This is a genomic window from Psychrobacter fjordensis (assembly GCF_904845995.1).
Taxonomy (GTDB): Bacteria; Pseudomonadota; Gammaproteobacteria; order Pseudomonadales; family Moraxellaceae; genus Psychrobacter; species Psychrobacter fjordensis.
The window spans coordinates 719,754-744,957 of record NZ_CAJGYP010000002.1; the positions used below are offsets into that span (position 1 = coordinate 719,754).

The window sequence follows — 25,204 nt, forward strand, 5'->3', positions numbered from 1 at the left end:
TTTTAATAAAAACATTCCTATTCCAACCAGCCAACCGCCAAAGGTGACTTATGGACAATGCACTAGTACAACCAATGAATGAACCCTTTAAAAAGCCACTGCCCGATACTGATTTGTATTACTTTGATACCCGTGAGGCTGTTGAAAACATCGAAGCTGGCGCGTATGACAAGCTATCATTCTGCTCAAAAGTATTGTGTGAAAATTTGGTTCGCCGTTGCCCACCAGAAGAGTTAACCAATGCACTAAAGCAGCATATCGAAGGCAAACAAGACCTCGACTTTCCTTGGTACCCTGCCCGCGTGGTATGTCATGACATCTTGGGTCAGACCGCTTTTGTGGATTTGGCAGGCCTACGTGATGCCATCGCTGAACAAGGCGGCGATCCGTCAAAAGTAAATCCAATCGTGCCAACTCAGCTCATCGTTGACCACTCACTAGCCGTTGAGCACGCAGGCTTTGAAGTAGATGCATTTGAGAAGAACCGCGCGATTGAAGAGCGCCGTAATGATGACCGTTTTCACTTTATCAACTGGTGCCAGTACGCTTTTGATAATGTGAATGTCGTACCACCAGGCAATGGCATCATGCACCAAATCAATTTAGAAAAAATGTCGCCTGTAGTACAGGTGGTGCAAAACAAAGCCGGTGAAAAGGTCGCGTTTGCTGATACTTTAGTCGGTACTGACAGTCACACGCCAATGGTTGATGCCTTGGGTGTTATCTCCATCGGTGTTGGCGGATTAGAAGCTGAAAGCGTCATGCTGGGTAATCCATCATATATGCGCCTCCCTGATTACGTTGGCGTCAAACTAACGGGCAAACTGCAAAAAGGCATTACGGGTACGGATCTGGTACTCGCGATGACTGAGTTTTTGCGTGATGCCGGCGTGGTGTCTACTTATATTGAATTCTTCGGTGACGGTGCACGCCAATTAACCGTCGGTGACCGTGCGTCTATCTCCAACATGACACCTGAATATGGTGCCACCGCAGCAATGTTCTATATCGATGAGCAAACCATCGACTATCTACGCCTAACTGGTCGTTCTGAGGCTCAGATTAAATTGGTTGAACAGTATGCCAAGCAAACTGGCCTATGGGCTGACGGCATGGAAAAAGCCGAGTACGCACGCGTGCTTGAGTTTGATCTATCAGCAGTGGTACGTAATATGGCAGGCCCTTCGCGTCCGCATGCACGTGTGTCGACTACGGACTTGGTTGCTAAAGGTATCGCTCACGGCGCTGATGAAAAGCTACCAGAACCAAAAGATGGTCTCATGCCAGATGGCGCGGTTATTATTGCGGCGATCACCAGTTGTACCAACACCTCAAACCCACGCAATATGGTAGCTGCAGGCCTCGTCGCCCGTAACGCCAATGCTAAAGGCTTGTTACGTAAGCCTTGGGTAAAATCATCATTAGCACCCGGCTCAAAAACGGTCAAAATGTACCTAGAAGAAGCTGGTCTGATGCCAGAATTGCAAGAGATTGGCTTTGATGTAGTCGGCTTCGCTTGTACCACTTGTAATGGTATGAGTGGCGCGCTGGACCCTGATATCGAAAAAGAAATCATCGATAACGACTTATTTACCACGGCAGTGCTATCTGGTAACCGTAACTTTGACGGTCGTATCCATCCGTATGCCAAGCAAGCATTCTTGGCATCGCCGCCACTGGTTATCGCTTATGCTATCGCCGGTAACATCCGTTTTGATATCGAAAAAGACTCATTGGGCAAAGATCAACAAGGCAATGATGTCTATCTAAAAGACATTTGGTTTGATGATGATGAGGTTGACGCCATTGTAGCCAAAGCAGTTAAGCCTGAGCAATTCAATGCCGTTTATATCCCTATGTTTGATGAAGCCAAAAAAGACACGGGTAAGGCGTTAAGTCCACTGTATGACTGGCGTGAAATGACGACCTATATTCGCCGCCCACCGTACTGGGAAGGTAAAATGTCGAAAAAGAATACGCTAACAGGTTTGCGTCCGTTGGCAGTGTTGGGTGATAACATCACGACCGACCACATGTCGCCATCAAATGCGATCTTGGGTGCATCAGCTGCTGGTGAGTATTTGGATACCATGGGCTTGCCTGCCGAGGATTACAATTCATACGCAACCCATCGCGGCGATCACTTGACTGCGCAGCGTGCAACGTTTGCCAACCCTAAACTATTGAACGAAATGGTGCGCGATGAAGATGGTGAGGTTATCCAAGGCTCACTGGCGCGTGTAGAGCCGGAAGGTCAAGTCATGCGCATGTGGGAAGCGATTGAAACCTACATGAACCGTGAGCAGCCACTCATCATCATCGCAGGTGACGGCTATGGTCAAGGCTCAAGCCGTGATTGGGCTGCCAAAGGTGTACGTCTCGCTGGTGTAGAAGTGGTCGTCGCTGAGGACTTTGAGCGTATTCATCGTCAAAACTTAGTGGGTATGGGTGCGCTACCGTTACAGTTTGAAGAAGGCGTTACTCGCGAGACCTTAAGCATTGATGGTACCGAAGTGTTTGATGTGACTGGCGAAGTTTCTGCTGGCGGGTTGATGACTCTAGTGATCCATCGTGCTGATGGTAGCACCACTGAGACGCCTATTATCTGCCGACTTGATACTGCTGATGAAGTCAAAATGTACAATGCAGGCGGTATGCTACAGCGTTTTGCTAAAGAGTTTATCGAAGGTACGCTAGATATTGTCTAAGTATTATATGTTTTGAGTAATCAAAGAGCCGATGTTATATGGAGATATGGCATCGGTTTTTTAGTCTCTAGATGTGACAAATAATGAGACTAATGCTTTATAGCGATTATTAAAGCATTAATTTAACATCACGATAAAAATTCTCATGTGTGCCAACCATTAACAAAGTAAGGACAAGCTGACCATCATCAATTATATAAGCCAATAATGTTAACTGCTTTAGCATTTTAAACTTATAGACACGTACGGACGATAAGTCGCCTACTTTCTGCACACCTATATCAGGATCGTCAATGATGGTACGTACAGCATTATCTAAATCAGCTTTCTGGTTTTGATGTAATCTTTTAACCGCTTTTTTAAAACTATGTGACTGAACAATACTTAAAGACTGAGTCATTGTTTATCCAAAATACATTATCCAAATTCGTAAGGTTCAACCATACCAGCATCCACTTCTGCTTGCGCAATCAAAAGCTGACGAACAAATTCATAAGATAGATCAGGATTGTCTTCCATAATTTGTCCAATGGTTGCCCAATGTTCTATTTGCTTTGGCGGGGTGCGATGTTGTGCTTTAGATATTGCATAGGCTTTATCAACCAATGCTTTATTGAGACGTATGCTTGCAGTGGACATAAAATTCTCCATATTCAAAAAATATTGACGTTTGTGGTATTTTACCACAAAAATACTATATCAACGACTATCACTCTAATAAGCATAAAAAAGGAATCCATGTAATGACCCAAGTAACTTCAAAAAATAAAACAGCTTTCGCCCCGCAACTATCCGTTCCTGCTACCTATATGCGCGGTGGCACCTCCAAAGGTACATTTTTTAAACTATCGGATCTACCAGAGCGTTGCCAAGTCGCTGGTGAATCACGTGATAACTTCTTATTACGTGTCATAGGCAGCCCCGACCCTTACGGCAAACAAATTGATGGGTTGGGTAATGGTAGCTCTAGCACTTCAAAGACGGTTATTTTATCGGCCTCTGATAAATCAGATCACGATGTGAATTACCTGTTTGGACAAGTCAATATAGCCAAACCTATGATTGACTGGGCGGGAAACTGTGGCAATTTAACCGCAGCGGTTGGTGCCTGTGCCATTAATATGGGATTGGTTGATGCTGACAAGATCAATAACAGCATCAATGACAATGCTGAAAGCGGTATTTGTGAAGTACGTATCTGGCAAGAAAATATCGGAAAAACCATCATTGCCCATGTGCCAGTCTATAAAGGCGCAAATAACAAAGTACAAGTTCAAGAGACGGGCGATTTTGAATTAGATGGTGTGACCTTCCTTGCTGCTGAAGTCAAAATTGAGTTTATTGATCCTGTGGATGCCACTAGCGATATGTTCCCCACTGGTAACTTGGTCGATGACTTCGATGTATCTGGCTACGGTTTAACTACCGACAGCGTCAAAGCCACTTTTATCAGCGCAGGCATCCCGACCATCTTTCTGAAAGCAGAAGATTTAGGCTTTACGGGTACTGAGTTGCAAGGTGACATCAATGGTGACAACGAGCTACTTACCAAACTTGAGAAAATCCGTGCCAAAGGCGGTGTAGCGATGGGCTTGTTTAAAGATGTGAGCGAGGCGCAAACCAGTCAACACATTCCTAAAGTCGCTTGGGTAGGCGCAGCACAGAGCTATACCGCCTCTAGTGGTAAATCGGTCGATGCTGGCGAGATTGATTTGGTGGTACGTGCCATGAGTATGGGGCAACTGCATCATGCCATGATGGGTACAGCAGCCGTCGCCATTGCAGCAGCGGCAACCACACAAGGCACCTTAGTAAATGAGGCCGCTGGTGGTCAGAAGTTCGATGAAGTACGTTTTGGTCACCCATCAGGTACGTTGCTGGTCGGTGGAAAAACAGAGCAAGTCGACGGCCGCTGGCAGGCAAAAAAAGTATCAATGAGTCGCTCAGCCCGCCGTATAATGGTTGGTGAGGTTTTTGTGCCAGCCGATGCATTTTAGATCGATAATAATAGGTTGCCAATCATGATATCGCATATCTAAAATGGATGAACCACTCTCTTTCTCCGATAATTCTGATAATATGCTATACATTCTGAGATTTTAATATCAAAAGGTATAGCATCATGAGTGATCTAGATTTTGAGCAAAAAATCAGCCCTTTTTTTTGGGTAGAGCATGAAGATAGCGTGTCGGTATGTTTGAGTGACGTCGGCTCTTATAAAGCGGATATATTCGCTACACGTGCAGATGAAGGGTTTGAAGGCAATGGTTATGACTGGGAAAGTTTAGCCGCTGTATTTTTGCAAGAACAGCATCCTGAATGGGATAATCTAGTAAAATTTGATCCGGAGGGCAGCATGTTTGTGGCTTATTCTTCAGATAAAAAGGCCTTAAGCGCTTTCATTTTAGCTTTTAAGCAAGCGTGTGAAGATGACAAACTGATATCTGACCTTATTTTTGCGAGCTGAGCTAGATTAAAAATTCACCCTAAACGTTAGGTTTGTTTTTCGATATGCCAACACCACCGCGCCGTGTACCACTTAATAACAAGCCGCCCACCAATAAAGTAGAACGGGGCGCTTTGCTGTGGTCTATCCTTAAAAAGTTGGCCGTGTTTGCTGCACCTTACAAAGCATTAATCTTACTGACCTTAGTATTGACTGTACTCGGCTCTTTTACCGCGCAGGTCAATGCTTTTGTTTTGCGTTATACCGTAGATACCTTAACCGATATCGCTATCCTTGCTGACCCTTGGGCAGCTGGTGTACGTATGCTGAGTATTATTAGCGCCGTGCTACTTATAAAAGAGCTACTGTCCATTTTTATCTCGTTTGGGCAGCGCTATTTTGGTGAAAGAATCCGCATCAATCTATCAAGGGATTTGTCTCAAAAGGTGGTCGAGAGGATATTGACCTATCGCATGTCGTTTTATACCAGTAGCAATAACGACAGTGGCAAACTACAAACCCGTATCGATCTAGGCGTAAGTAGTCTCACCACTTTGGTACAAAACTTTTTTATTGATATGCTGCCGCTGTTTGCCAGTGCCATTGTGTCACTTGTTATCATGTTTTCGACCAATTTTTGGGTAGGTATGGTTGGGCTTATTATTGTGCCCATTTATTTCTTTATCAGTCAAAAACAAGCCAATCGTTTACAAGGATTTCGGCGACAAATGCGCGGCTATCGCGAAGCCAAAAGCGGCTTGGTCATCTCCTTGATTAATGCCATCAGCGTGGTCAAATCTTTTGTACGTGAGCCAATCGAAGCCCAAAAGCATTTAGTCATTCAAAAAGACATGACTGACAATCAGCTGCGTATTCGTAGCATTGCCTTTATTTATGATGCCATCAAAACTTTTATCGAACAGATTGGCGTGGTGGTCATTATTTTACTCACCGCGTATTTTGTCTTAAAGGGTGAGATGACCATCGGTATGATTTTGTTTCATGTCATGTTGTTTCAAAATGTCGCCGCCCCTATCCGTCAGCTGCATCGCATTTATGACCAAATCAATAATGCCTTAACTTATGCAGAAGGCTTCTTCGATATTTTAGAAGATGACAGCCAAATTGAAACCCTTGGCGGTTTACAAAGTGATAAATTGCAAGGTCATATCGAACTTAAAAATGTCGATTTTACCTATCCTAATGGCACAAAAGCCCTAACCGATGTCAGCTTCGCCATAAAACCCAACCGTATTACTGCACTAGTGGGTCTAAGTGGCGCTGGTAAAAGCACTATTATCAACTTGTTGGTGAAGTTTTATGCGCCAGATGCGGGCAGTATTTGCTTAGATGGCCATAATTTAGACGACTATGATACGCAGGCATTGCGCCAAAAAATTGGGCTTGTATTGCAAAGTAACCATATTTTTTCAGGTACGATTGGTGAAAATATTCGTTATGGTGACATGAGTGCGAGCGATGAAGACATTGTAGCTGCTGCCAAAAAAGCCTCTATCCATGAGCAAGTCATTCAGCTACCACGGGGTTATGAGAGCGAGGCAAAATCATTATCTGGTGGTCAGCAGCAACGTATTGCGCTGGCAAGAATGTTTTTAAAGGATCCGCCCATCGTTTTTTTGGATGAGCCCACGGCCAGCCTTGATGCAATTGCCAGTCAGCAAGTCAAAAAAAGCTTGGATTTAATTAAAGAAGATCGAACCGTGATTATCGTATCGCACAATATTGCGCAAATCATTGATGCCGATGATTTGGTGGTGATAGAAAATGGCCGAGTGGTAGAGACAGGCACGCATGAAGAGCTGTATAAAAAACGTGGTAAGTATTTTGAGATTTTTAGCGCCATGTCTGATAGCTTGAACTTGGATAAAATCAGTCAAACCCTACATGGTTAGGAATGGTTAATACGTACTTAAATCGTTATAATGCGCATTACTTGAACCGTTCCGATGTTTAATCGCCATTTAATATTGTACTTAACCTCAATAATCAATTCGTTAAAAGCTGCTTAATTATGACCTGTACCTTTTCTATTAAAACGTTCGATGAGCTAACCTCCGTTGACCTGTATCATATTTTAAAAGCTCGCTCACAAGTGTTTGTGGTCGAACAAAATTGTGCTTATCAAGATATGGATGAGCTGGACTTTGATTGTCTGCATCTGATTGCACATCAGAACGAGGCATTGGTAGCGTATTGCCGCATTATCCCGCCTGAATTTAATAAGTTACGGTCTAACTTATCATCATCCGATGCTACGACCAAAGTAAGCGATACCTCTATGTCCTCTATTGGCAGAGTGCTGGTGTTAGCCGCGCATCGAGGGGACGGTTTAGCACGAGATATGATGAATCATGCCATTGCGCATTGCCGTAAAAAATACGGTAAAAAGCGCCCTATTATCATCTCTGCACAAGCTTACTTGATTAGCTTCTACGAATCTCTAGGGTTTGTACCAGAGGGTGAGCATTATCTCGAAGACAATATCGAGCATGTAAAAATGGTTTTGCATGTTGTCAAAAAAGTTAAAGTAAAAAAGGAAAGTACAGGTGCGTCCTCTACGACAAGTAAAGTGCTGAGCTTTTTACTACTGATTATGGCGGCCTTGTTTGTTTTAGGTTTGTTATATTTAATGACCTAAATCAATCTCGTGAAACCATCTTTATAATTACCACGGTATCGACTCTCCAGCCCAATCTACAAAGCTACCTGATTGAGTGGCGGTCATATTACTCAGTACTTCTAACAAGCACTCTGCACTATAGGCTGGCGAGAATAAATGTCCGTCAGCCACATTACTCTGAAAAGGCGCTGAGAGTTGCGTATTGACCGTTCCTGGCTGCATGACAACCACGCATACATCTTTGAGCGACCTTCCCCATTCGATACTCAGGTTCTTCATCCCCATATTGAGTGCCGCCTTACTCATCCGATAGCTATACCAACCGCCTAGCTGATTGTCACTGATACTACCCACTCGCGCTGATATCGTCGCAAAAATTGCGGGCGTGTCATGGCTACGTGTGGCTTTTGCCAGTAGTGGTTTCATATACTTGGCAATCAGCAAACTGGCTAAGGCATTCACTTGCATATTCTGTAAGAAAAAATCAGTTTCCATCTGACGTAGGGCTTTCTCCGGTTGCTGCGTGTCAGTATGCAATAATCCCGCACAGTTAATGACCCAATCGATATGAGTGGTCTGCTGCTTAATGATGTCAGCCGCTTGCTCGATACTGCTCTCATCGCAGACATCCATCGATATCCAATGTAAGTTGGGTGCTTCAAAATCAGGTATATTCTTATGGTGAGTAGCAAAGACAAGCGTGTCCGGTGTTGTACTGGCGGTTAGCTGCTCTATCATGGCTTTACCAATGCCACCTGTACCACCGATAATTAGATAGGTTTTATTATTCATGACGATTCCTTTTTTGGATTATTTTTGACTGAGCTTTTATAAACTTTATCGTTCTTGTTGTCGTATATACGGTTCATTTTGGCGTACTTTTATGGTCTTTACCATGATGGAAATGTTTAAAGGGTGGGTAGTTACGAATGAAGCCCGCCAACTATAAGACCTTTATGGATTCAATTTTTCTAAAAATAAAATCGTTGATATAGAGGCTATCGTTATTAGGGTCTATTGAACATTCAAATGTGGTGCTGGCAGTTACTATTTTTTAGACAGTATGCAGTGAAATTTTTGATGCCTAGTCATTCTAGGTAAAACAATTTCGCCATATATTGGCAAAAAATAGTACTGCCCCAAAGGGCTGACGCTAAAATCACTCCAAACGTTGTTGCAATTCCTAGCTAAGGTCTGGACATCATCGTCGGCTTGCGCCTAGTCTGGTGCAATTTTAGCAATCAGCAGCCCTAATATTTGAGTGTTCAACAGACCCTATATATACGCTACAATAATCAATTATGACCATTCTAAATCAACGCTTTTATACGGATGTTATCGCATTATGCTATCACCCCAAGACCAATTGACTGAGTTGGTACGCACGCTTGAGACACAGCAGCATGTGTTTGCCACTGACCCGCTACTCATCACAGAAAAACTGCAAGGCGAAGATGGCAAACCCATCCAAAAGCTGCATCGTCGAGCCTCACGTATCGATAGTAACGGTGCGTTGGCACAAGTTTTGGGTAAAATTGACGGCCGTATCAAAGGCATCATGGTCGTGATGAGCGTGGTATGGTGTATTTCAGGATTTTTAGGGCTGTTTACGCTATTACAGGCTAATGTGGTTAACTTCTTTTATGTGCTGGTTTGTCTATTAGGGTTTCATACTATTATGCTCTTTGGCTGGCTGGCCATGACGCTGATTAATCAAGGCAAGCAATCTTCTAATTGGTTTGCCAGTTTTGTCAGTCCCAGTTACCTAATACGTGGCAAGGATGATGTGACTAAGGCAGCTGTTAACTTGTACGAACGTCAATTGCAGCATAGTGGTATGCGATGGTATCTCGGTCGATTTAGCCATCAATTGTGGCTAGCAACGTTGACCGGTATGCTACTGGCGATTGTGTTTTTGTTGATTGTGCGCCAGTACAGCTTTAGTTGGGAGTCGACCTTGCTGTCTGATCAGGCGCTTATTACTTTGACTCATGTATTGGGCTGGCTACCTAGTATGGTGGGATTTGGGGTGCCGGACAGTACCGCTATCGCACAGAGCAGATTGGTGACAGATGCCATGCCGCTATCTGTTGCACGGCAATGGGCGGGGTTATTGGTTGGTAGCTTGCTGATGTATGGCATCGTACCACGAGCGATTGCTTGGGCGTTTTGTGCCTTGATGTTCCGCCGTAAAAAAATGCGTTTGGATATCAAACTGCCCTACTATCAGAAGATTTTTAATTTTTGGCAACGTCATGTGGTAGACGCTGATGATTTTAATGAAGCACCTGCCCCTGTCGCGCCAAAAGCCACCGTGAGTGCTGGCAAGAAACTGGTTGCGCTACTTGAATATCCAACCGAGCAAGATAATTGGTGGCAATCAGGTCTTGATAACATACTTGAAGATGATGTGGAAAATTTTGGCATATTAGATGATCGTGATGATATGGCACGGTTAAAGACGTATTTAGACAGTCACCCAGTACAAGTTGTACTGGGTATTCATAACAAAGCATTACCTGACCGTGGCACATTGCGTAAGCTTGATCAGATTGCCAGTCATGCAACAGAGGGACTGATTGTAAAACTGCTTAGCGATGCTAGCCCGACTGCCAATCACGTGAATAATGAGACTTCAAACATTGCAAATGCTTCGGCATCACAACAAGTGGAAAACCAAGGCGTTCGCTATCAGCAGTGGCAGACAGCGCTTTCTGCTCGAAAAATCGGTTTGGTGGATGCTGAGAGTTAGAGAAAGGTATTTCAAAGCTCGCTGATAGAATAAGGATAACTCATAATGGAAAGGAGTCCAGTATGACAGCAGCAGATAACGACCTGATGACGCTAGGTCAATATGGTCAGATATTGGATGGTTATAAAGAGGCGCTGAATCAAACGATTTTGACCATTTCTCCTGAGTCATGGCACCCAATGCTAACAAGTATTTTGCCTGCGCACTGGCAAGAGTGGTTATTACCGCTGGCAGGTGGACCATTTTTCTTATTATTCCTAGCAGAGTGGTTTTATCAATCTAAGCGTGGTAATGGTCAGAGCTTCAGTTGGAGACGTGCGATGACCAACTTTAGCTTGGGTGGCTCTTACTTGGGTTTTGAGCTGGTGGTACAAGCAATTATCGTCGTACCCATCTGTTTATGGTTATATCAATATCGATTATTTACCATTGAGGTCACTTGGCTAACGGCTATTCCTATATTTATCGCGGTTGAGTTTAGCTATTATTGGTTCCATCGTGCCTCACACCGGATGAATTGGTTTTGGTCTGCCCATGTATTGCATCATTCTGATGATAATATGAACCTATCCACTGCGATGCGCCAAAGTTTATTGTACTCAGTCACAGGTTGGTGGTTATTCTTTGTGCCGTTGATGCTACTTGGTGTACATCCAGTATGGGTATTTTTCTTTTACGCGCTTGATCTTATTTATCAGTTTTTTATCCATACCGAAACCGTTGGTAAATTTCCGAAGTGGGTTGAGTATATTTTTGATACACCCTCCAATCACCGTGCTCATCATGGTACCAACGATGAATACATTGACCAAAACTACGGCGGCGTCCTTATTGTTTTTGATCGCTGGTTTGGTACTTATGTAGAAGAAGATACCATCAATAATCCCGTGCAATACGGCGCAGTTGGTGAAGCCAGTCACGATAATATTATTGGTTTAATCTTTGGAGTGTTTTATCGTATGTGGCAGCGTGTCTTTCGTGCCAAAGGATTTAAGCAGAAGTTAAAAGTATTGCTCAGACTACCCAGTGCCGCATAACGCTTTTGAATATTCCTCATTAATATAAGATTCTATTATGAATAACGACGACAATTATGATAATAATAAAAACAATGACAAACCAGCTGGACTCTTTGCGGATAAAGGGTATGCAGTAGCGCCTGATGCTGTTACTGCTGATGCCACGATGACTAAGAAAACGGTAGCCAGTGGTGAAGCGCTCAAACTGGCGGTCGTTGGTCATACCAATACCGGTAAGACGTCTATTTTGCGTACCTTGTTACGTGACGTTGATTTTGGTGAAGTTAAAAACGAGGCTGCCACCACACGGCATGTCGAGCAGGCGCAACTGACAGATAGCCAAACTGGCGAAGTCTTAGTGGCACTATATGACACGCCTGGTCTAGAAGATGCCTCAGGATTGATGGATTGGTTAGAGGATAATACAGCCAGTCGACGTGATGGTATTGAACGCTTGCAGCAGTTTTTGGCGTCGGATATTGCTCAAGGTGTAGACCATTCAGACAACTATGACTATAGCCAAGAAGCCAAAGTAATTCGGCAACTGCTGGCAAGCGATATGGCCATCTATGTCGTTGATGCGCGTGAGCCAGTGTTAGGTAAGTATAAAGATGAGCTGGCTATTTTGTCTTGGGCCGCTATTCCTGTGATGCCTGTCTTTAATTTCACGGACAGTCAAGATGCCAATATCGACGAATGGCAGACAATGCTGGCAAGACGAAACTTGCATATATCCACGCGTTTTGATTCAGTTGCTTTTGAGTTTGAAGATGAGATGCGGCTGTGGAAAAATCTATCGACTATGCTCACCCACTCTGAAATGCTTGAGCAATTGATGCAGCGCCGAACGGAAAATTGGGCACAATTGAGTGATGAAGCAAATATTATCATTTCTGACTTTCTAATCAATGTCGCCGCTTTCGTTCGTGAGATTAATGACAGCGACGATCCTATGCCAGTGTTGGCACAAATGCAGGAAGCTGTTCGCCAAAGCGAGCGTGCTATGCAGCATAATTTGCTTAACTTATATAAGTTTTATGACAATGCAGTTGCTGCCACGCCACTTGAATTACAAGCGTACCAGCAAGACCCATTTGACCCTGAACTGCTAAAAAGCTATGGCATACGCACGACTTCTGGGGCAGCAGCCGGCGCACTATTAGGCTTAGGTGTTGATGCAGCAGCATTAGGCACCACATTGGGGTTGGGTGCAGCGATTGGTGGTATTGCAGGAGGGTTGTTGTCTAATACTAGTAGTATTGCTGATAGGATTACTGGGGTAAAACGCTTATACATTGATCCTGCTACGTTGACACTATTAGCCACTCGCTCGATAGATTTACTCACGGCACTACGTCATCGTGGACATGCTGCCACAGATGCGACCCAGCTGATATATAAAGGCGAAAAAAATAACGTTGAATCAGAACAAAATGAAGACGACAACTTAGTGACGCCATGGCCAACGCATAAATTACCAAGTGAGTTAAAAAAAGCACGTGGCAAGCCGCAATGGTCATCACTTAGTAGTGGGAAATCCGAACAAGCGCAACTATTACGAGCAGATATGGCATGGTCGCTTTCAGCTAAATTGCAGTCGTATAATAATGACTAGCCAAACTGATCATAATTACACACTTGGTAAATAAAAGAACTGCCAGCGTTGTTATTATTGAAGGTCTATCGCACTGGTCGCACTGGTCGCAATAAAGCACTTAGTGCAGCAGTGCCGCGTACATCCGTTTGCTGCAGATAAATTGGATATAACGGATACTTGGTAAAGCTTTGTTCTATATCTTGCATAATTTGCTGTTGTCTATCCGCACGCTGCTGCCAAAAGTTATCAGACTGAGTAGGCGTTATTAGTTGATTGATGACTATCGCTGCTGGTGTGAGCTTACTTTCTTCTAATTGTTTGATAGCACGTCTGGTCTCAGCCAATGGCAATACGTCGGCGGTCATAACCAATACAATCGCTGTTTGGGTACGGTCATGAAGCAGTACTCCTGCCTGACGAAACAGCTGCTTGCGTTTCTCTAACACAGATACAGCTTGCTCCCAACGGTCGGATTTTTTTGCTGCAAAAGGATTTGCCACATCATTTTTATCATTTTTTTGATTGTGACTGTCTAAATGGTTTGCCACCGAGCGCAATTTAGACTGTCGGCGCTGCTGTGCAAGCAGTCCGTCCGTCCACGCACCCATCATCTCTGGTAGCACCAGTAACCGCAGAGTATGCCCTGTTGGTGCCGTATCAAAAATAATGTGATCGTAATCTGCATCTGCAGCGTTCACTAAATGCTGGCACATAGACTCAAGCATCGCCGCTTCTTGTGCGCCTGGTGCTGATTTTGATAGTTTCAGGTGCTCTCGAATCTTGGGCATCATATCTGGATTGGCATAGGCTGTAATGGTGCGCTCAACTTGTGCAAAATGCTCATCAACGATAGTGTCAGGGTTTAGCTCAATCGCATCCAAATAAGGTGATATCGCTGTTTTTTCGTTCTTCAGTCGAACATTTAATACATCGCCTAAACTGTGTGCTGGATCGGTTGAGACAATTAAGGTCTTTTTCTGTTGACTGGCATAGTAACTGGCAAGTGCAGCGGCAGTCGTAGTCTTTCCCACACCGCCTTTTCCACCGATAAATATAATCGGTTGTGTTACTAGTTGCTCTACCAATGCCTGTAAAGAATGTAATGCCATGCTTATCTCTCTTTTTTAATCAATATATAGTCGGTGAAATACTAAACCGCTATGGCGTTATCCTCCTTAGATGTACTACTTGTACAATCTGCAGTCGGCTGCCTTGTACCCATTTTAGAGTTCTTTGACTATAGCTGCTATTAGCAACATCCAACGTGGTCAAAGGGACATCTATCCATGCCCATTCTAGTATGCCATTCGTGGAAGTTTTCTAAAAATAAAGGCTGCAACTCTAGCGTATAAAAGCTGGCAGGATTATCAATACCTAAACTCTCAGCAAACATGAGTAGCATAAAAAAATCTTCTTCATCACGTGCTGCACGTGCCATCGTCTGACGGTATGGCGCATGATAAAACTCATTTAGCCCAGCAGTAAACCGTTTCCACCATGGCTGAATATCTGGCATATCGTTCGATATGGTATCGCTTGGTTTAGCATTATTTGACATATTGGTATCGTCCATAACTTTTCATCTCCTACGTCTTGTTATCTATCATGCCTATTTGATACAAAAAACGCCAGCAATGGCTGCTAGCGTTTTTTATTTTTTACAATATATGTACTGGCCTATTAATTAAATACTCGATGGCACTTAAATGATTGACACTTATTAGGTATCAGATATTAGGCATCATCTTCGATTTTGCCTTTACCTTTATGTAACGACCATTCTTTGCGCAATACAGATAGACTCTCAAACGTGACTAGAATAGTCGCTATCAAAATGATGATGTCCATAATGATAAGTAGCCAATTTCCATCCGTGAAAAAAGTTTTAAGCTGAATCAATAGTGCGAATACGGTCATGACCAATAGGAACGACAACGGCGCTAAGGTAAACCAGACAGGTTTGCCTTTACGTAACAAGATAACCGTTACGATCATTAAGGTTAAGGCAGCCATTAACTGATTGGTTGTACCAAATAGTGGCCAGATAACCATACCACCAGCACCATCAATACCACCAGCACCAAATGCTAATAATAGACAAGTTCCGACTGCGAGCAATGTTGCGACAATACTTTTACTAAGTACAGGCAATTTATAAATCTCACCAAATTCTTGGAAGATATAACGTTGCAGACGTACACCAGTATCCATCGTAGTACCTGCAAACAATGCAGCCATTACCGTAAGCATGGTCTGTGATAGCACCATATCAATACCAACACCAGCATTCAAGATGGTTGCACCACCATCAATAAAGGCACCAATCGAACCGTCGCCGAATTTTTGGTAAACTGCTTCCCAATCACCAAGCGTAGCAAAACCTGCGGTTGCGGCCAAAACGGCACCCAGTGCGAGCATACCTTCACCCAATGCACCAAAGTAACCAACGAAACGGACGTCTCCTTCTTTATCAATCTGCTTAGAAGTCGTACCTGTCGCGACCAAACCATGGAACCCTGAAATAGCACCACAAGCAATCGTGACAAACAACAACGGCATCAGTGAAGGTGTGTCCATTGGTAATGATGTATTAATAGCTGGCGCAACAATATCAGGCGTCGCGATAAAAATCGCAGCGTATAATAAAATCAAACCGACAAATAACTGTAAACCATTAATATAATCACGTGGTTGTAATAGCATCCATACAGGCAGTAGCGAAGCAACTGCTGCATAGGCAAACAAGATAAGAATCCATACTGCATTATCAGGCAACCCGAAAATAGTCTCAGGCAATACAATAGGGAACATAGGGCCAAGATAGATAAGTCCGTATAACGCACTTACTCCGATAATTGATACCCAAACCAAATTCATATTGTAGCGATAAATACACTGGCCAATGATAAAGGCAACGACTAAAGCGCCCCAAACTGGCAATACAGCAGATGGGGTCTTGATCATCATGTTAGCGATAGCAACGCCAAATACGGCATTAACCATCAGCAATAACAAGAAGATGACGATCATCATCAGACTGCGCACACGGGTACCCATAACGGTACCAGCGATAGAACCAATTGACTGGCCTCTATTACGCATACTTGCCCAAATAGCCGACATATCATGTACGCCTGCCATAAAGATTGTGCCGAACACAATCCAAATAATGGCAGGTAACCAACCCCAAATGACAGCGATAGCAGGACCAATAATCGGTGCTGCCCCTGCGACTGACGTAAAATGATGTCCCCACAATACATATTTATTGGTGGGGACATAATCTATACCATCTTTCATAGTATGAGCTGGCGTGGGACGACTGTCATCCAGTGCTAGAATTTTTGTGGCGATAAACTTTGAATAAAACACGTAACCGCAGAGCATGGCGGCGACGCCAAATAGTAGTACAATAGCACTATTCATCTTATCTCTCCCTAGACAAGTGGCATATAGCCTTATGAGTTCAAGCTTTTTAAATCAAAATATTAAAAATATGATAAATTAGTGTGCCGCGAGCAGCCCACCCCGTTGTAGCAGAATAATAGCGATATTTTAATATGATTACTAGCTAAAAAACCTAGACTGTACAATTATAAAAAGTCACTAAATGAGACGTATTGTGATAAATTTTGAGTAAATACTCGGCACAGGTTTAAATAAGCATCCTGTAAAAGTAGTACTTATTTAATGATAGATATAACATCAGGCAACCATCGAAACAGCGAACAAAGGAAGCATCATGGCGCAATATTTTGGATTCGTACCCTCAGATAAATTAAAAGTATTGGTGAAGGAAGCCGAACAAGTCGTTGCTTCAAATGAGACCGTAGACTACTACCCTTATCGTGATGCACTCACCCATCAAACGGCACGTGATTTGATCGACAATCTACTGGTTGGACTGGTTGAGATTACACCAAACCCTGAACGCAAAGCCTCTATGCAGAAGATAGTCGTTACCGTCGAAAAAACGGCAGACACACTGCTCAATATTTTGCTCGGTAAAGAAAATAACGAAGAAGTACTCCCTAGCTTTCATTTTTTGAGAGACAGAGCAACTTTTATTGATAATGACGGGATAACACGAGTAGGTTTCAAGTTATCTGAGGCAGATGGCCAAATTATTAATAAAGGTTTTTCTGCCATCACCCCTGATCATGTAGATGTAAAAGCGTTTAAAACAGCACTTGAAACAATGAATGACCAAACATTGACGCATTTCATTAGTAACTATGCTGAAACTTTAAAGTTGGGGATGATTAAACGCAAATCAGTGCCAGTCGCTAAAGCTGCCATTGATAAAGGTATGAGTATGGCACTGAATAAGCTACTGCCTGACCTACCTGATAGCTCATTAAATCGTTTAGCGAACTACTATCGCCCTTTTATCGTAGAAAAACCAGAATAAGACCCTGTATTAGATTAAATTTGCCCCAAAAGTCATATGCTATTGGGAAATTTCACTAAAATTTGCTAAAATAAGCGGCACTTTTTACCGAAGGCGCATCCGATGACCCAAATCAGTAACCAAGAAATCGAAAAAACACTACGCAACTCAGAGTGCCTTATCAGCAGTATCGAAGTTGCTGCTGCTTACGAACGTCTTGCTGCTCAACTTAACCTGCATTATGCTGGTCTAAACCCAATCGTCATGGTCGTTATGAATGGCGGACTTATCCCAGCAGGTCAATTATTGACTCACCTAACCTTTTACCATCGCATGCATTACATCCATGCGACACGTTATCGCGATAACGAAGGTACTAATGAGTTAGATTGGAAATACAAACCTGATGTTAGCATCGAGGGTGAGCACGTATTACTGATTGATGATATTTTTGACGAAGGCATTACCTTAAAAACAGTCGTTGAAGAACTAAGTAAAGAAAAGCCTTTATCACTAGAATCTTGCGTTTTGCTCAACAAAGAGCACGATCGTAAAGTTGAAGGGTTTGACGTTGATTTTGTTGGTATCAATGTCGCTGACCGTTATGTCTATGGCTGTGGTATGGATTTCCATGGTTACTTACGTCACTTGCCAGGCATTTATGCTATTAAAGAAGATAAAGTTTAAGTCCTATTCTTAATTACTTAAAAACATTTAAGTCCTAAAAAAGCATCCGAATCGGATGCTTTTTTATTGTGCCATGAATATTGTGTCACGAATAAAGTCAATTCACGATAGCGACTAAAACTGTAATGCCAAACCTGTATGACGCTCAGTTGGGGTTTGAACCGCTTTTTCTAGGGCGTGTTTGGTACTATAAATGGTCACTTGTTTCTTAGCACGAGTCACTGCTGTATATATAAGCTCTTTACTTAGTAATCTTGCATGACTATTATCAAAAGTAACGGCCACATGATCAAACTCAGACCCTTGTGATTTATGAATGGTCATCGCATATGCAGTGGCAATCACTTCTTCATTTAGCAAGTTGACCGCAATCCCTTGTGTTTTATTCTCAAAAAACACTTCTAGTCGGCTTCTATCATCGCTAGTCTGCAAGCAAAAACCAATATCACCATTAAACAAGCCCAGTTCATAGTTGTTTTGTAGAATCATAACGGGTCTACCATGGAACCATGTGTTTTGACCTAATGGTAGCTTTAGCTCAGCAAGATGCCACTGAGTGAGATAATTATTAATATAATGATCACCCCATTCGCCATTATGGCCAGCACTTAAGACTCTAAATTGATTAAATATTTTCATTAATAGGGCTATAGTATTTTTTACCGACTCTGGCATGGATTTTTCTATTGGATTCTCCAGTAAATTTTGGATTTTACTTACGTATGGATGGTAATTTTTGCTGATATTTAATAATAAATTTTCACTACTTAGGCTATTTTCTTTTTTATCATTTAATATAGACTCCGTTTGCAGCGTATTGACATATTGAAAGCTCAACGCTTCATCTTGTCTTAACAACTTCCAAATGGCTTGTATATCTACCTCTGCTTTATTAATTTGAGAGGCAAGCTTTCCTATTCCCGACTCTGCGCTAAATCGCCGGCTTTCGGTTAGTTCTGCATGAATGGCTTGTAGTCGTGGAATACGACAGAGATCAGCCAGTACAGCCCCTGCATCTACCGCTGCTAGCTGATTCGCATCGCCTAATAGTATCAGCCTTGCACCCGGTTTTACCGCACTCACAAGATAATTGGCCAACTCAACCCCAAGCATGGATGCTTCATCAACAATGATGATATCTTCCCCTAGTGGGTTATCAGCATTGTAACGCGGCCTGCCTGTCCGACCAATACCTAACAAGCGATGAATGGTTTTTGCTTCTTGCAACTGTAGCTCAACATTCGCCGCGTCTAGAGCCGCCTGCAGAGACTCCTGCATTCTCTGAGCAGCCTTACCAGTTGGTGCTGCCAATGCCAGACTGGCACTGTCCGTACTGAATCTAATGTTCTCAAGATCATCGCCCCTACTCTCTGTCGCCTGTTGCAACGCGATGACTAACTGAGCAACAGTGTAGGTTTTACCTGTACCTGGGCCACCAGTAATAATACTAAACGCGCTGTTATTAGCGACATTGATCGCCTTTACTTGATGTTCATGAAGATTTTCAGGTATTGCTATCTGTAAAGGGCTTACTTGCTGATTTAAGATGTTGTTTATATTTTTTGCTAAATTAAACTCTGCTTGCCAAGCACGGTGTAACCAAAAGGTGATCGATATTTTCGTCTCGTTACCTGCTTCGATTTCCTGTATTTGGTATATAATAGGTTTATTTTTGCTTAGGCTATTTTTAATATTGCTATTATCTATATTGACGTCAGAAAACAACTCATGCTCGTAAATTAACTGAAGGAAAGTCGTTAAGTCCGTATTTTTTAGGCGCTGATATAGCATAACTATCGTATCAAACCGTTTGACCATCATTTCTCTTTCATGGCTGCTAAGTGCTAGCTGCGCCCATAGCTGAGCTCGTTTACTAAACAAAGCATCTAATGAGCCAAATAATGGCAGCTCAATTGAAGAATCATCTTTTGATGGCGTGTCTATTTGAGCATCCATCAATGCGAGTATCGGCGTTGCCATCATCTCTAGTAAGTTTTGCTGCCACGCACATAGTGCGACCAACTCACCATTGATTTGACCTTGTAGCGGTGTGTCATGCTCAGCTGTCTCAATGGTCAATACGGTATGACCCTCCTCCAAATGAGTGGCCAACATAATGAATAGAGCCGTAAATAAGCCATTATCCTCTGTCTTACCGATATGCTTACTCTCAGCCTCTACTTTTATATCTGTCACGTTATACGCTACATACGTTTGCTGACGACGCAGCAAAATATAATCACTGAGATTACTGGCCCAACTCTCTTGTAAGCTAATGGCTGACTTGCTCTTGTTGTTATTATTACTCATCGTGTGCTTGTCTCTTTTTGATCTGATTAAATGTTATAACAATTTTTGCCCATCTAATTGTCATATAAAGTTTATTAATCTGGCGTGCCAAATAGTGCGTCTAAACCTTTAACAAAGTCGATGGGAATATCCCAAGTGACCAATCCATAGCAGCCATAATTCTCTAAGTTGTTACTGCTAGGTTTATTATTATCTTGAGAGGTAGTGTCAACGATTTTAGCATTTGGATCATACACGCCGCGTAAAAACACATACTCTACAGCGCCTAAGTACTTATCTTCGTTACCCGCATAATCACTGATTCTCATCGCAAGGAACCGATGTAAAGCTACTTGATAAATCGCTGCTTGTAGCCAATACCCCGCTTTAGACATTGCTTGTTTGAGCGTATTTTCATTATAATCGCTTAGGCTATTTCCTAAAAAGTTGCTCTTATAATCGACCACATAATACTTGCCAGCATGCTCATACACTAAGTCAATCTCACCACGCAGATAACGATATAGATGTGCCTTGTTTTGCGGAACTAGAGTGACATGCTTATCTATCTCATCAGGTAAATACTGTTGAAAAAGCCTACTGATATCCTGGGCTTTGAAGTTCTCTGACAACCCCATATTGAACTCTAACTCAGCAAATCGCTTATCTTTATCAAGAGAAATCAAGGATTGATTAGAAGATAATAGCGGCGCATGTAGCACCTCTTCAATCCAATTAATTAATGCCTCATGCTTCGTTGTATCTATTGACTCAAGATCAAACCCATCGCTATTTCTTTGTTTGTTGCCTTGCAATCTGCGGCTCTGTTGTTCAGCACTGCTATATATAAGCGGCAACTGATAGCTACTAATCGCTCTATCAATAACCTGAGGCCACTGGGCTTTATTGGTAAAGTCTATTTGTTCAAATATCTCATGCAAGAACGTACCGGCATTAGCACCCTTTACAAAGGTAAAGCGGATATCCTCTTCTGACTTGAGGCTTAGCTCACTGTCTTGTTCGAGAGACTCTTTACTATTCAGTGAAGAGAGGTCTAAAACAGAAGACTCTGTCATATCAATGTCTATCGCATCATCAATACGCTCATCCACTATCGCCATTGCTTGTGTAGATTCATCTAGCTGACGTGCCAAAGCCGTAAAGCTGGTCTTAGCCCAACCATAAAAATAATTGGTTTTCATCACCTCAGAAAATGGCGCGTACTCAATAGCCTCTGTTGTAGGCTTATGAGCATTTGACTTGGTGGCGACCAGTTGAACATTGTCATTTATACCTGCTGAATTGGCATCATTGCTTGCGTAGTTATTGTCATAAAACTCATTAACCTTATACCCTCTGAGCATGTCTACGATGCCTTTGAGCCTATCTGGTAGCTCGAACTTTGCTTCTGGCGATTCAAACCAATAAAACACTGGCTTTAGCTCAAACCCTGTCTTGTTACTCGGATCTCGCAGCACCACATAAAGCTGCTCACTGGCCCGAGTAAATGCCACATAACCAAGCCGTCTTATCTCATCAAAACCTTCTTGTGTTTCGATATCAGTATAGTAATCCTCAACCGTGGCAGAGCCTTGCAGTGGTGAGAAGCGGCGCTGATTTCCCGATTGATTATCTGTCGACTGCTGTACTTCTATCGACTGCCGCACTAGCGCTGAAGGCGCTTGTTGCGCGTTATATAGATACAGCCCATAGTCTTCCTTATTCCCAGACTTCCTACTGGCATCACCCATTCCCAGTACATAGACAATAGGGAACTCAAGCCCCTTTGACTTATGAATGGTCATTAGCTGCACACCAGACTCTGTCGGTAGCGGATATTGCTTAGCCCAATCACTATTAGGCGCTGCATCTATATGCTGCCTGAACCAAGCTAGTAGCTCATGTTCACCCATGCCTAGACCATACTGCGCCAAAATGTCCATCACATGACGCAAGTCCATAATATGACGGTCACCTTCTGGATGTGCAGCTAAGGCCTGCCAAACACCTTGCGGCTGCACAGGGCTTTTATCTAATAAATAATGTAGTGCTGATAATATGCCAAAGTGCTGCCAACGCTGTGCACCTTCTTTTAAATAGGTAATAAAGTCTTGATAGCTCTTTTTATTATCCGTAGCTTCATTGGCTGGGAGGTCTTTCGAATTAGAGTTTTGTGAATGGAAGCTTGTTGTACTGCTGCCCTCAGTAATGCCTGACTCATGGTCCGTCATCATGGCTTTGATGTTTTTAATACTCAGTCCATATAGATGACTGGTCAACACCCGATTAATCATGTCATGACGATACGGGTATAGCATGGCACTTAGTAGCGCCGCCACATCTTCTGCCATAATAGTCTCAAAGATGCTGACATCACTGGTAGTCAAGGTCGGCACATTAAGTTTTACCAGCTCATCTTCGACCCTTTTCAGATCTTTTTTGGCACGTGCCAGCACCCCAATATCACTGGGCTGAATCGGTTTACCTTTAAGTGTCTGACCACTATTAAGCAAAGTGGCTATATGGCGAGCTGTTATTTCATGCTCATCATAATCAAACTCTTTGTCCTTGTCATAAGGCAAGTGCAATAAGCTTACTGGCTGAGCAGAAAGCACTTCTGTCACCAGTACATCATCCAAGCTATCTGACGCATTAAACCAAGATAGTTCATATTCCGGTTTTGCTGCTTTGATATGTTGATAATGAATACCAGTACCCAACTGCGACAGCTTATTCTCAACAGTTGTTGCATTAGCCATACCAAACCAACAGTTCAATGCGTTAATCACACCAGCATTCGAACGGCGATTGATATCAAGCGTCCAAAGAGCACTTTTATCAAATTGGGCTTTCATATAGTTATAGTTGGCCACATCGCCACCACGAAACCCATAAATAGCCTGTTTCGGATCACCAACCAACAACAGAAACTCATGATTTGCTTTCTTAGTGGTTGCCTGCTTATCACTGTCCGACTGTTTACGCTTATTCTTTGGCAAATAGATGCTTTCAATCATAATGGCTTGCTCGCCATTGATATCTTGCGACTCATCAATCAATGCCACTGGGTAATGATGACGAATATAACGCGCCAGCTTATCTCCTTGACGGCCAGTCAATGCTTGGTTTAAGCGTACCATCTGCAAACTAAAGGTCGTCTCGCCGCGCTCTTCTAAAATGACTGGCAGCCTATTGCGCACAGCCAGCACAATATGACGGTTAAGATTGGCCAATACCAACAATATATGCTGATTTAAACTGTCTAGCATATCTAAGAGAACCATTAACTTACTAATGGTTTCTAGCTCAAAAAGCGTCTGATGCTCTTTTTCTTTATTCTTATTAAAGTTCTTAATTTTGCCATTTTCATCTGAATATCTGGCATCTTGCAATGATGTCAAAATCTTATTCTCGCTCTCATTTAAATAGCTATTAAATGCTAGCTGATACTGCGATATCTTTTGATGCACTTCAATAATGGCAGCAAACTGTTTGGTTAGATTAGAACCACCATGAAACCCTTGAGACTTTCTATAATCAGGATTCAAATAAGGCTGGATATCGGCTAAATCTAACTGGGAAAACTCGTTGATTAGCTTTTCGTATGCATCAAAGTCAAAGCTTTTCTCATGCCTTATCTCATCAATCGGTGCAGAGATAAAATTAAGCGATCGAGTCACATATTTCTTATGATCGCCAACTGCAGTCAGCTTACCTTGCTGATCCATTAGCGCATAGAGTTTGGGCTGCTCATAGTATAAGCGGCTTTGAAACTGACGCAGCTCATCATGGATAATACTGCCAGTCACCTGCTCAATACTGCTGTCTTCAATAATCCCCATGCCCTGCTGATGACCTGTCTCGCTACTGTACTCAGTCAGCCATTTTTGTGCCAAGCTATCAAGCGTGCCTACGAACAGCTTATCTAAGGTGGTTAGTATCAATGCAGTACGCCTGATAGCTTCCGCCATGGGGTAACTGTACACGTGATCTAGCAAATAGCCGACGAGATGCAAGTTGATAGGATCTTGCATGATGCCATCTAAACGCACATATTTGGCCTGATTAACCAGCCAAACTTCACGATCTTTTTTTGCTTGTTTACGTTGCTCAACCGCCGCTTGCTTATCAGCAGCAAGGACTTGATTTAAATCATCAATACCTATATCAACGTTTGTGTCTACGTCTGAATTACTGCCTGCTTTTGCGTCTTTATTACTCTCAGGCATAACTTGCAGTATGTTGGGATAGAGATTCTCTTTATTGCTAGTATCAGCACTTAGGCTATTGACCCATTGTAATAACTGATAGAAATCCACCAAACGATCATGAATACGTTGACGCATTTCGGCAGCGGCAGCTCGAGTAAAAGTCGTGGCGATGATTTGCTCTGGCGCACGTCGCGCTTCGATCAGTAGGCGCAGTACAATACCAGTCAGCGTCCAAGTCTTACCCGTGCCCGCTGAGGCTTCAATCAGGTGTTTACCCGTCAGATCAACATCAACTGCCGGTATGACATCATTTTTACGTTCAGGCACAGCAGATAAAGTCAGCTCATCTGAATATTCATCAAATAAATTCGGTTGTGTAGACGAGTCAGTGGTATTGGTTGGGTCGGTAAAGTCTGTCATATGGGCGCATACTTTTAATTATTATTTATTAGAACAAAATAGCA

18 protein-coding genes are annotated in these 25,204 nt (G+C 42.8%); 10 read left to right on the forward strand and 8 right to left on the reverse strand.

The window, feature by feature from the left end; genetic code table 11:
- Positions 1-74: 74 nt before the first annotated feature.
- Positions 75-2,708 (forward strand): Fe/S-dependent 2-methylisocitrate dehydratase AcnD, encoded by a 2,634-nt coding sequence (gene acnD / locus JMW61_RS11460; protein ID WP_201551935.1) that lies wholly within the window; start codon positions 75-77, stop codon positions 2,706-2,708.
- 109 nt (positions 2,709-2,817) lie between these two features.
- Here acnD and JMW61_RS11465 read toward each other — a convergent pair whose 3' ends face one another.
- Both JMW61_RS11465 and JMW61_RS11470 read right to left on the reverse strand, forming a co-directional pair.
- Positions 2,818-3,108: a type II toxin-antitoxin system RelE/ParE family toxin gene (locus tag JMW61_RS11465; protein ID WP_201551397.1), complete on the reverse strand. Its 291-nt coding sequence runs from the start codon at positions 3,106-3,108 to the stop codon at positions 2,818-2,820.
- A 17-nt stretch (positions 3,109-3,125) separates the two neighbouring features.
- Positions 3,126-3,347, reverse strand: coding sequence for a TA system antitoxin ParD family protein (locus JMW61_RS11470; RefSeq protein WP_068404729.1), 222 nt, complete (start codon positions 3,345-3,347; stop codon positions 3,126-3,128).
- A 104-nt stretch (positions 3,348-3,451) separates the two neighbouring features.
- On the opposite strand from JMW61_RS11470, the gene prpF reads away from it, so the two are divergent.
- The 4 genes from prpF (at position 3,452) to JMW61_RS11490 (ending at position 7,813) form a co-directional block, all read left to right on the forward strand.
- Positions 3,452-4,705 carry a 2-methylaconitate cis-trans isomerase PrpF gene (gene prpF / locus JMW61_RS11475; RefSeq protein ID WP_201551399.1) on the forward strand — a complete coding sequence of 418 codons (1,254 nt, stop codon included), beginning with the start codon at positions 3,452-3,454 and terminating at the stop codon, positions 4,703-4,705.
- 125 nt (positions 4,706-4,830) lie between these two features.
- Entirely contained in the window at positions 4,831-5,175 is a 345-nt protein-coding gene (locus JMW61_RS11480) for an Imm51 family immunity protein (protein WP_201551401.1), read from the forward strand.
- Positions 5,176-5,219: 44 nt separating this feature from the next.
- Complete coding sequence (locus JMW61_RS11485) at positions 5,220-7,067, forward strand: ABC transporter ATP-binding protein (RefSeq protein ID WP_201551403.1); 1,848 nt, start codon at positions 5,220-5,222, stop codon at positions 7,065-7,067.
- A gap of 119 nt (positions 7,068-7,186) precedes the next feature.
- Positions 7,187-7,813, forward strand: coding sequence for a GNAT family N-acetyltransferase (locus JMW61_RS11490; protein WP_197101051.1), 627 nt, complete (start codon positions 7,187-7,189; stop codon positions 7,811-7,813).
- A gap of 27 nt (positions 7,814-7,840) precedes the next feature.
- Here the strand turns inward: JMW61_RS11490 and JMW61_RS11495 are convergent, their stop codons facing one another.
- Positions 7,841-8,587, reverse strand: a complete 747-nt coding sequence (locus tag JMW61_RS11495) for an SDR family oxidoreductase (protein WP_194196498.1) — start codon at positions 8,585-8,587, stop codon at positions 7,841-7,843.
- Positions 8,588-9,140: 553 nt separating this feature from the next.
- Here JMW61_RS11495 and JMW61_RS11500 point away from each other — a divergent pair.
- From JMW61_RS11500 to JMW61_RS11510, 3 genes are all read left to right on the forward strand, one after another.
- The gene (locus tag JMW61_RS11500; protein WP_201551405.1) at positions 9,141-10,547 is read left to right on the forward strand and encodes a DUF2868 domain-containing protein; all 1,407 of its coding nucleotides are present in this window, start codon (positions 9,141-9,143) and stop codon (positions 10,545-10,547) included.
- 62 nt (positions 10,548-10,609) lie between these two features.
- Entirely contained in the window at positions 10,610-11,584 is a 975-nt protein-coding gene (locus tag JMW61_RS11505) for a sterol desaturase family protein (protein WP_201551407.1), read from the forward strand.
- Positions 11,585-11,621: 37 nt separating this feature from the next.
- The gene (locus JMW61_RS11510) at positions 11,622-13,181 is read left to right on the forward strand and encodes a DUF3482 domain-containing protein (protein ID WP_201551409.1); all 1,560 of its coding nucleotides are present in this window, start codon (positions 11,622-11,624) and stop codon (positions 13,179-13,181) included.
- A gap of 65 nt (positions 13,182-13,246) precedes the next feature.
- On the opposite strand, the gene JMW61_RS11515 is transcribed toward JMW61_RS11510, so the two are convergent.
- From JMW61_RS11515 to JMW61_RS11525, 3 genes are all read right to left on the reverse strand, one after another.
- On the reverse strand, positions 13,247-14,272 hold the full coding sequence (locus JMW61_RS11515; RefSeq protein WP_201551411.1) for an ArsA family ATPase: 1,026 nt from the start codon (positions 14,270-14,272) through the stop codon (positions 13,247-13,249).
- A 140-nt stretch (positions 14,273-14,412) separates the two neighbouring features.
- Positions 14,413-14,679, reverse strand: coding sequence for a cory-CC-star protein (locus tag JMW61_RS11520; protein WP_194196816.1), 267 nt, complete (start codon positions 14,677-14,679; stop codon positions 14,413-14,415).
- 218 nt (positions 14,680-14,897) lie between these two features.
- Positions 14,898-16,589, reverse strand: coding sequence for a carbon starvation CstA family protein (locus JMW61_RS11525; protein WP_197129930.1), 1,692 nt, complete (start codon positions 16,587-16,589; stop codon positions 14,898-14,900).
- Between the two features lie 316 nt (positions 16,590-16,905).
- On the opposite strand from JMW61_RS11525, the gene JMW61_RS11530 reads away from it, so the two are divergent.
- Together JMW61_RS11530 and JMW61_RS11535 are read left to right on the forward strand one after the other, a co-directional pair.
- Entirely contained in the window at positions 16,906-17,574 is a 669-nt protein-coding gene (locus JMW61_RS11530) for a hypothetical protein (protein ID WP_201551413.1), read from the forward strand.
- A 102-nt stretch (positions 17,575-17,676) separates the two neighbouring features.
- Complete coding sequence (locus tag JMW61_RS11535) at positions 17,677-18,240, forward strand: hypoxanthine-guanine phosphoribosyltransferase (protein WP_194196491.1); 564 nt, start codon at positions 17,677-17,679, stop codon at positions 18,238-18,240.
- A gap of 114 nt (positions 18,241-18,354) precedes the next feature.
- On the opposite strand, the gene recD is transcribed toward JMW61_RS11535, so the two are convergent.
- A complete protein-coding gene (recD, locus tag JMW61_RS11540) occupies positions 18,355-20,550 on the reverse strand; it encodes an exodeoxyribonuclease V subunit alpha (protein ID WP_201551415.1) in 2,196 nt (731 codons plus the stop codon).
- A gap of 74 nt (positions 20,551-20,624) precedes the next feature.
- Positions 20,625-25,160, reverse strand: a complete 4,536-nt coding sequence (locus tag JMW61_RS11545) for a UvrD-helicase domain-containing protein (RefSeq protein WP_201551417.1) — start codon at positions 25,158-25,160, stop codon at positions 20,625-20,627.
- Positions 25,161-25,204: the final 44 nt, after the last annotated feature.

Excerpts from the sequence above, each read along its gene's own strand:
- acnD (WP_201551935.1), top strand. The coding sequence starts at position 75 with ATGAATGAACCCTTTAAAAAGCCACTGCCCGATACTGATTTGTATTAC.
- JMW61_RS11465 (WP_201551397.1), bottom strand. The coding sequence starts at position 3,108 with ATGACTCAGTCTTTAAGTATTGTTCAGTCACATAGTTTTAAAAAAGCG.
- JMW61_RS11470 (WP_068404729.1), bottom strand. The coding sequence starts at position 3,347 with ATGTCCACTGCAAGCATACGTCTCAATAAAGCATTGGTTGATAAAGCC.
- prpF (WP_201551399.1), top strand. The coding sequence starts at position 3,452 with ATGACCCAAGTAACTTCAAAAAATAAAACAGCTTTCGCCCCGCAACTA.
- JMW61_RS11480 (WP_201551401.1), top strand. The coding sequence starts at position 4,831 with ATGAGTGATCTAGATTTTGAGCAAAAAATCAGCCCTTTTTTTTGGGTA.
- JMW61_RS11485 (WP_201551403.1), top strand. The coding sequence starts at position 5,220 with ATGCCAACACCACCGCGCCGTGTACCACTTAATAACAAGCCGCCCACC.
- JMW61_RS11490 (WP_197101051.1), top strand. The coding sequence starts at position 7,187 with ATGACCTGTACCTTTTCTATTAAAACGTTCGATGAGCTAACCTCCGTT.
- JMW61_RS11495 (WP_194196498.1), bottom strand. The coding sequence starts at position 8,587 with ATGAATAATAAAACCTATCTAATTATCGGTGGTACAGGTGGCATTGGT.
- JMW61_RS11500 (WP_201551405.1), top strand. The coding sequence starts at position 9,141 with ATGCTATCACCCCAAGACCAATTGACTGAGTTGGTACGCACGCTTGAG.
- JMW61_RS11505 (WP_201551407.1), top strand. The coding sequence starts at position 10,610 with ATGACAGCAGCAGATAACGACCTGATGACGCTAGGTCAATATGGTCAG.
- JMW61_RS11510 (WP_201551409.1), top strand. The coding sequence starts at position 11,622 with ATGAATAACGACGACAATTATGATAATAATAAAAACAATGACAAACCA.
- JMW61_RS11515 (WP_201551411.1), bottom strand. The coding sequence starts at position 14,272 with ATGGCATTACATTCTTTACAGGCATTGGTAGAGCAACTAGTAACACAA.
- JMW61_RS11520 (WP_194196816.1), bottom strand. The coding sequence starts at position 14,679 with ATGCCAGATATTCAGCCATGGTGGAAACGGTTTACTGCTGGGCTAAAT.
- JMW61_RS11525 (WP_197129930.1), bottom strand. The coding sequence starts at position 16,589 with ATGAATAGTGCTATTGTACTACTATTTGGCGTCGCCGCCATGCTCTGC.
- JMW61_RS11530 (WP_201551413.1), top strand. The coding sequence starts at position 16,906 with ATGGCGCAATATTTTGGATTCGTACCCTCAGATAAATTAAAAGTATTG.
- JMW61_RS11535 (WP_194196491.1), top strand. The coding sequence starts at position 17,677 with ATGACCCAAATCAGTAACCAAGAAATCGAAAAAACACTACGCAACTCA.
- recD (WP_201551415.1), bottom strand. The coding sequence starts at position 20,550 with ATGAGTAATAATAACAACAAGAGCAAGTCAGCCATTAGCTTACAAGAG.
- JMW61_RS11545 (WP_201551417.1), bottom strand. The coding sequence starts at position 25,160 with ATGACAGACTTTACCGACCCAACCAATACCACTGACTCGTCTACACAA.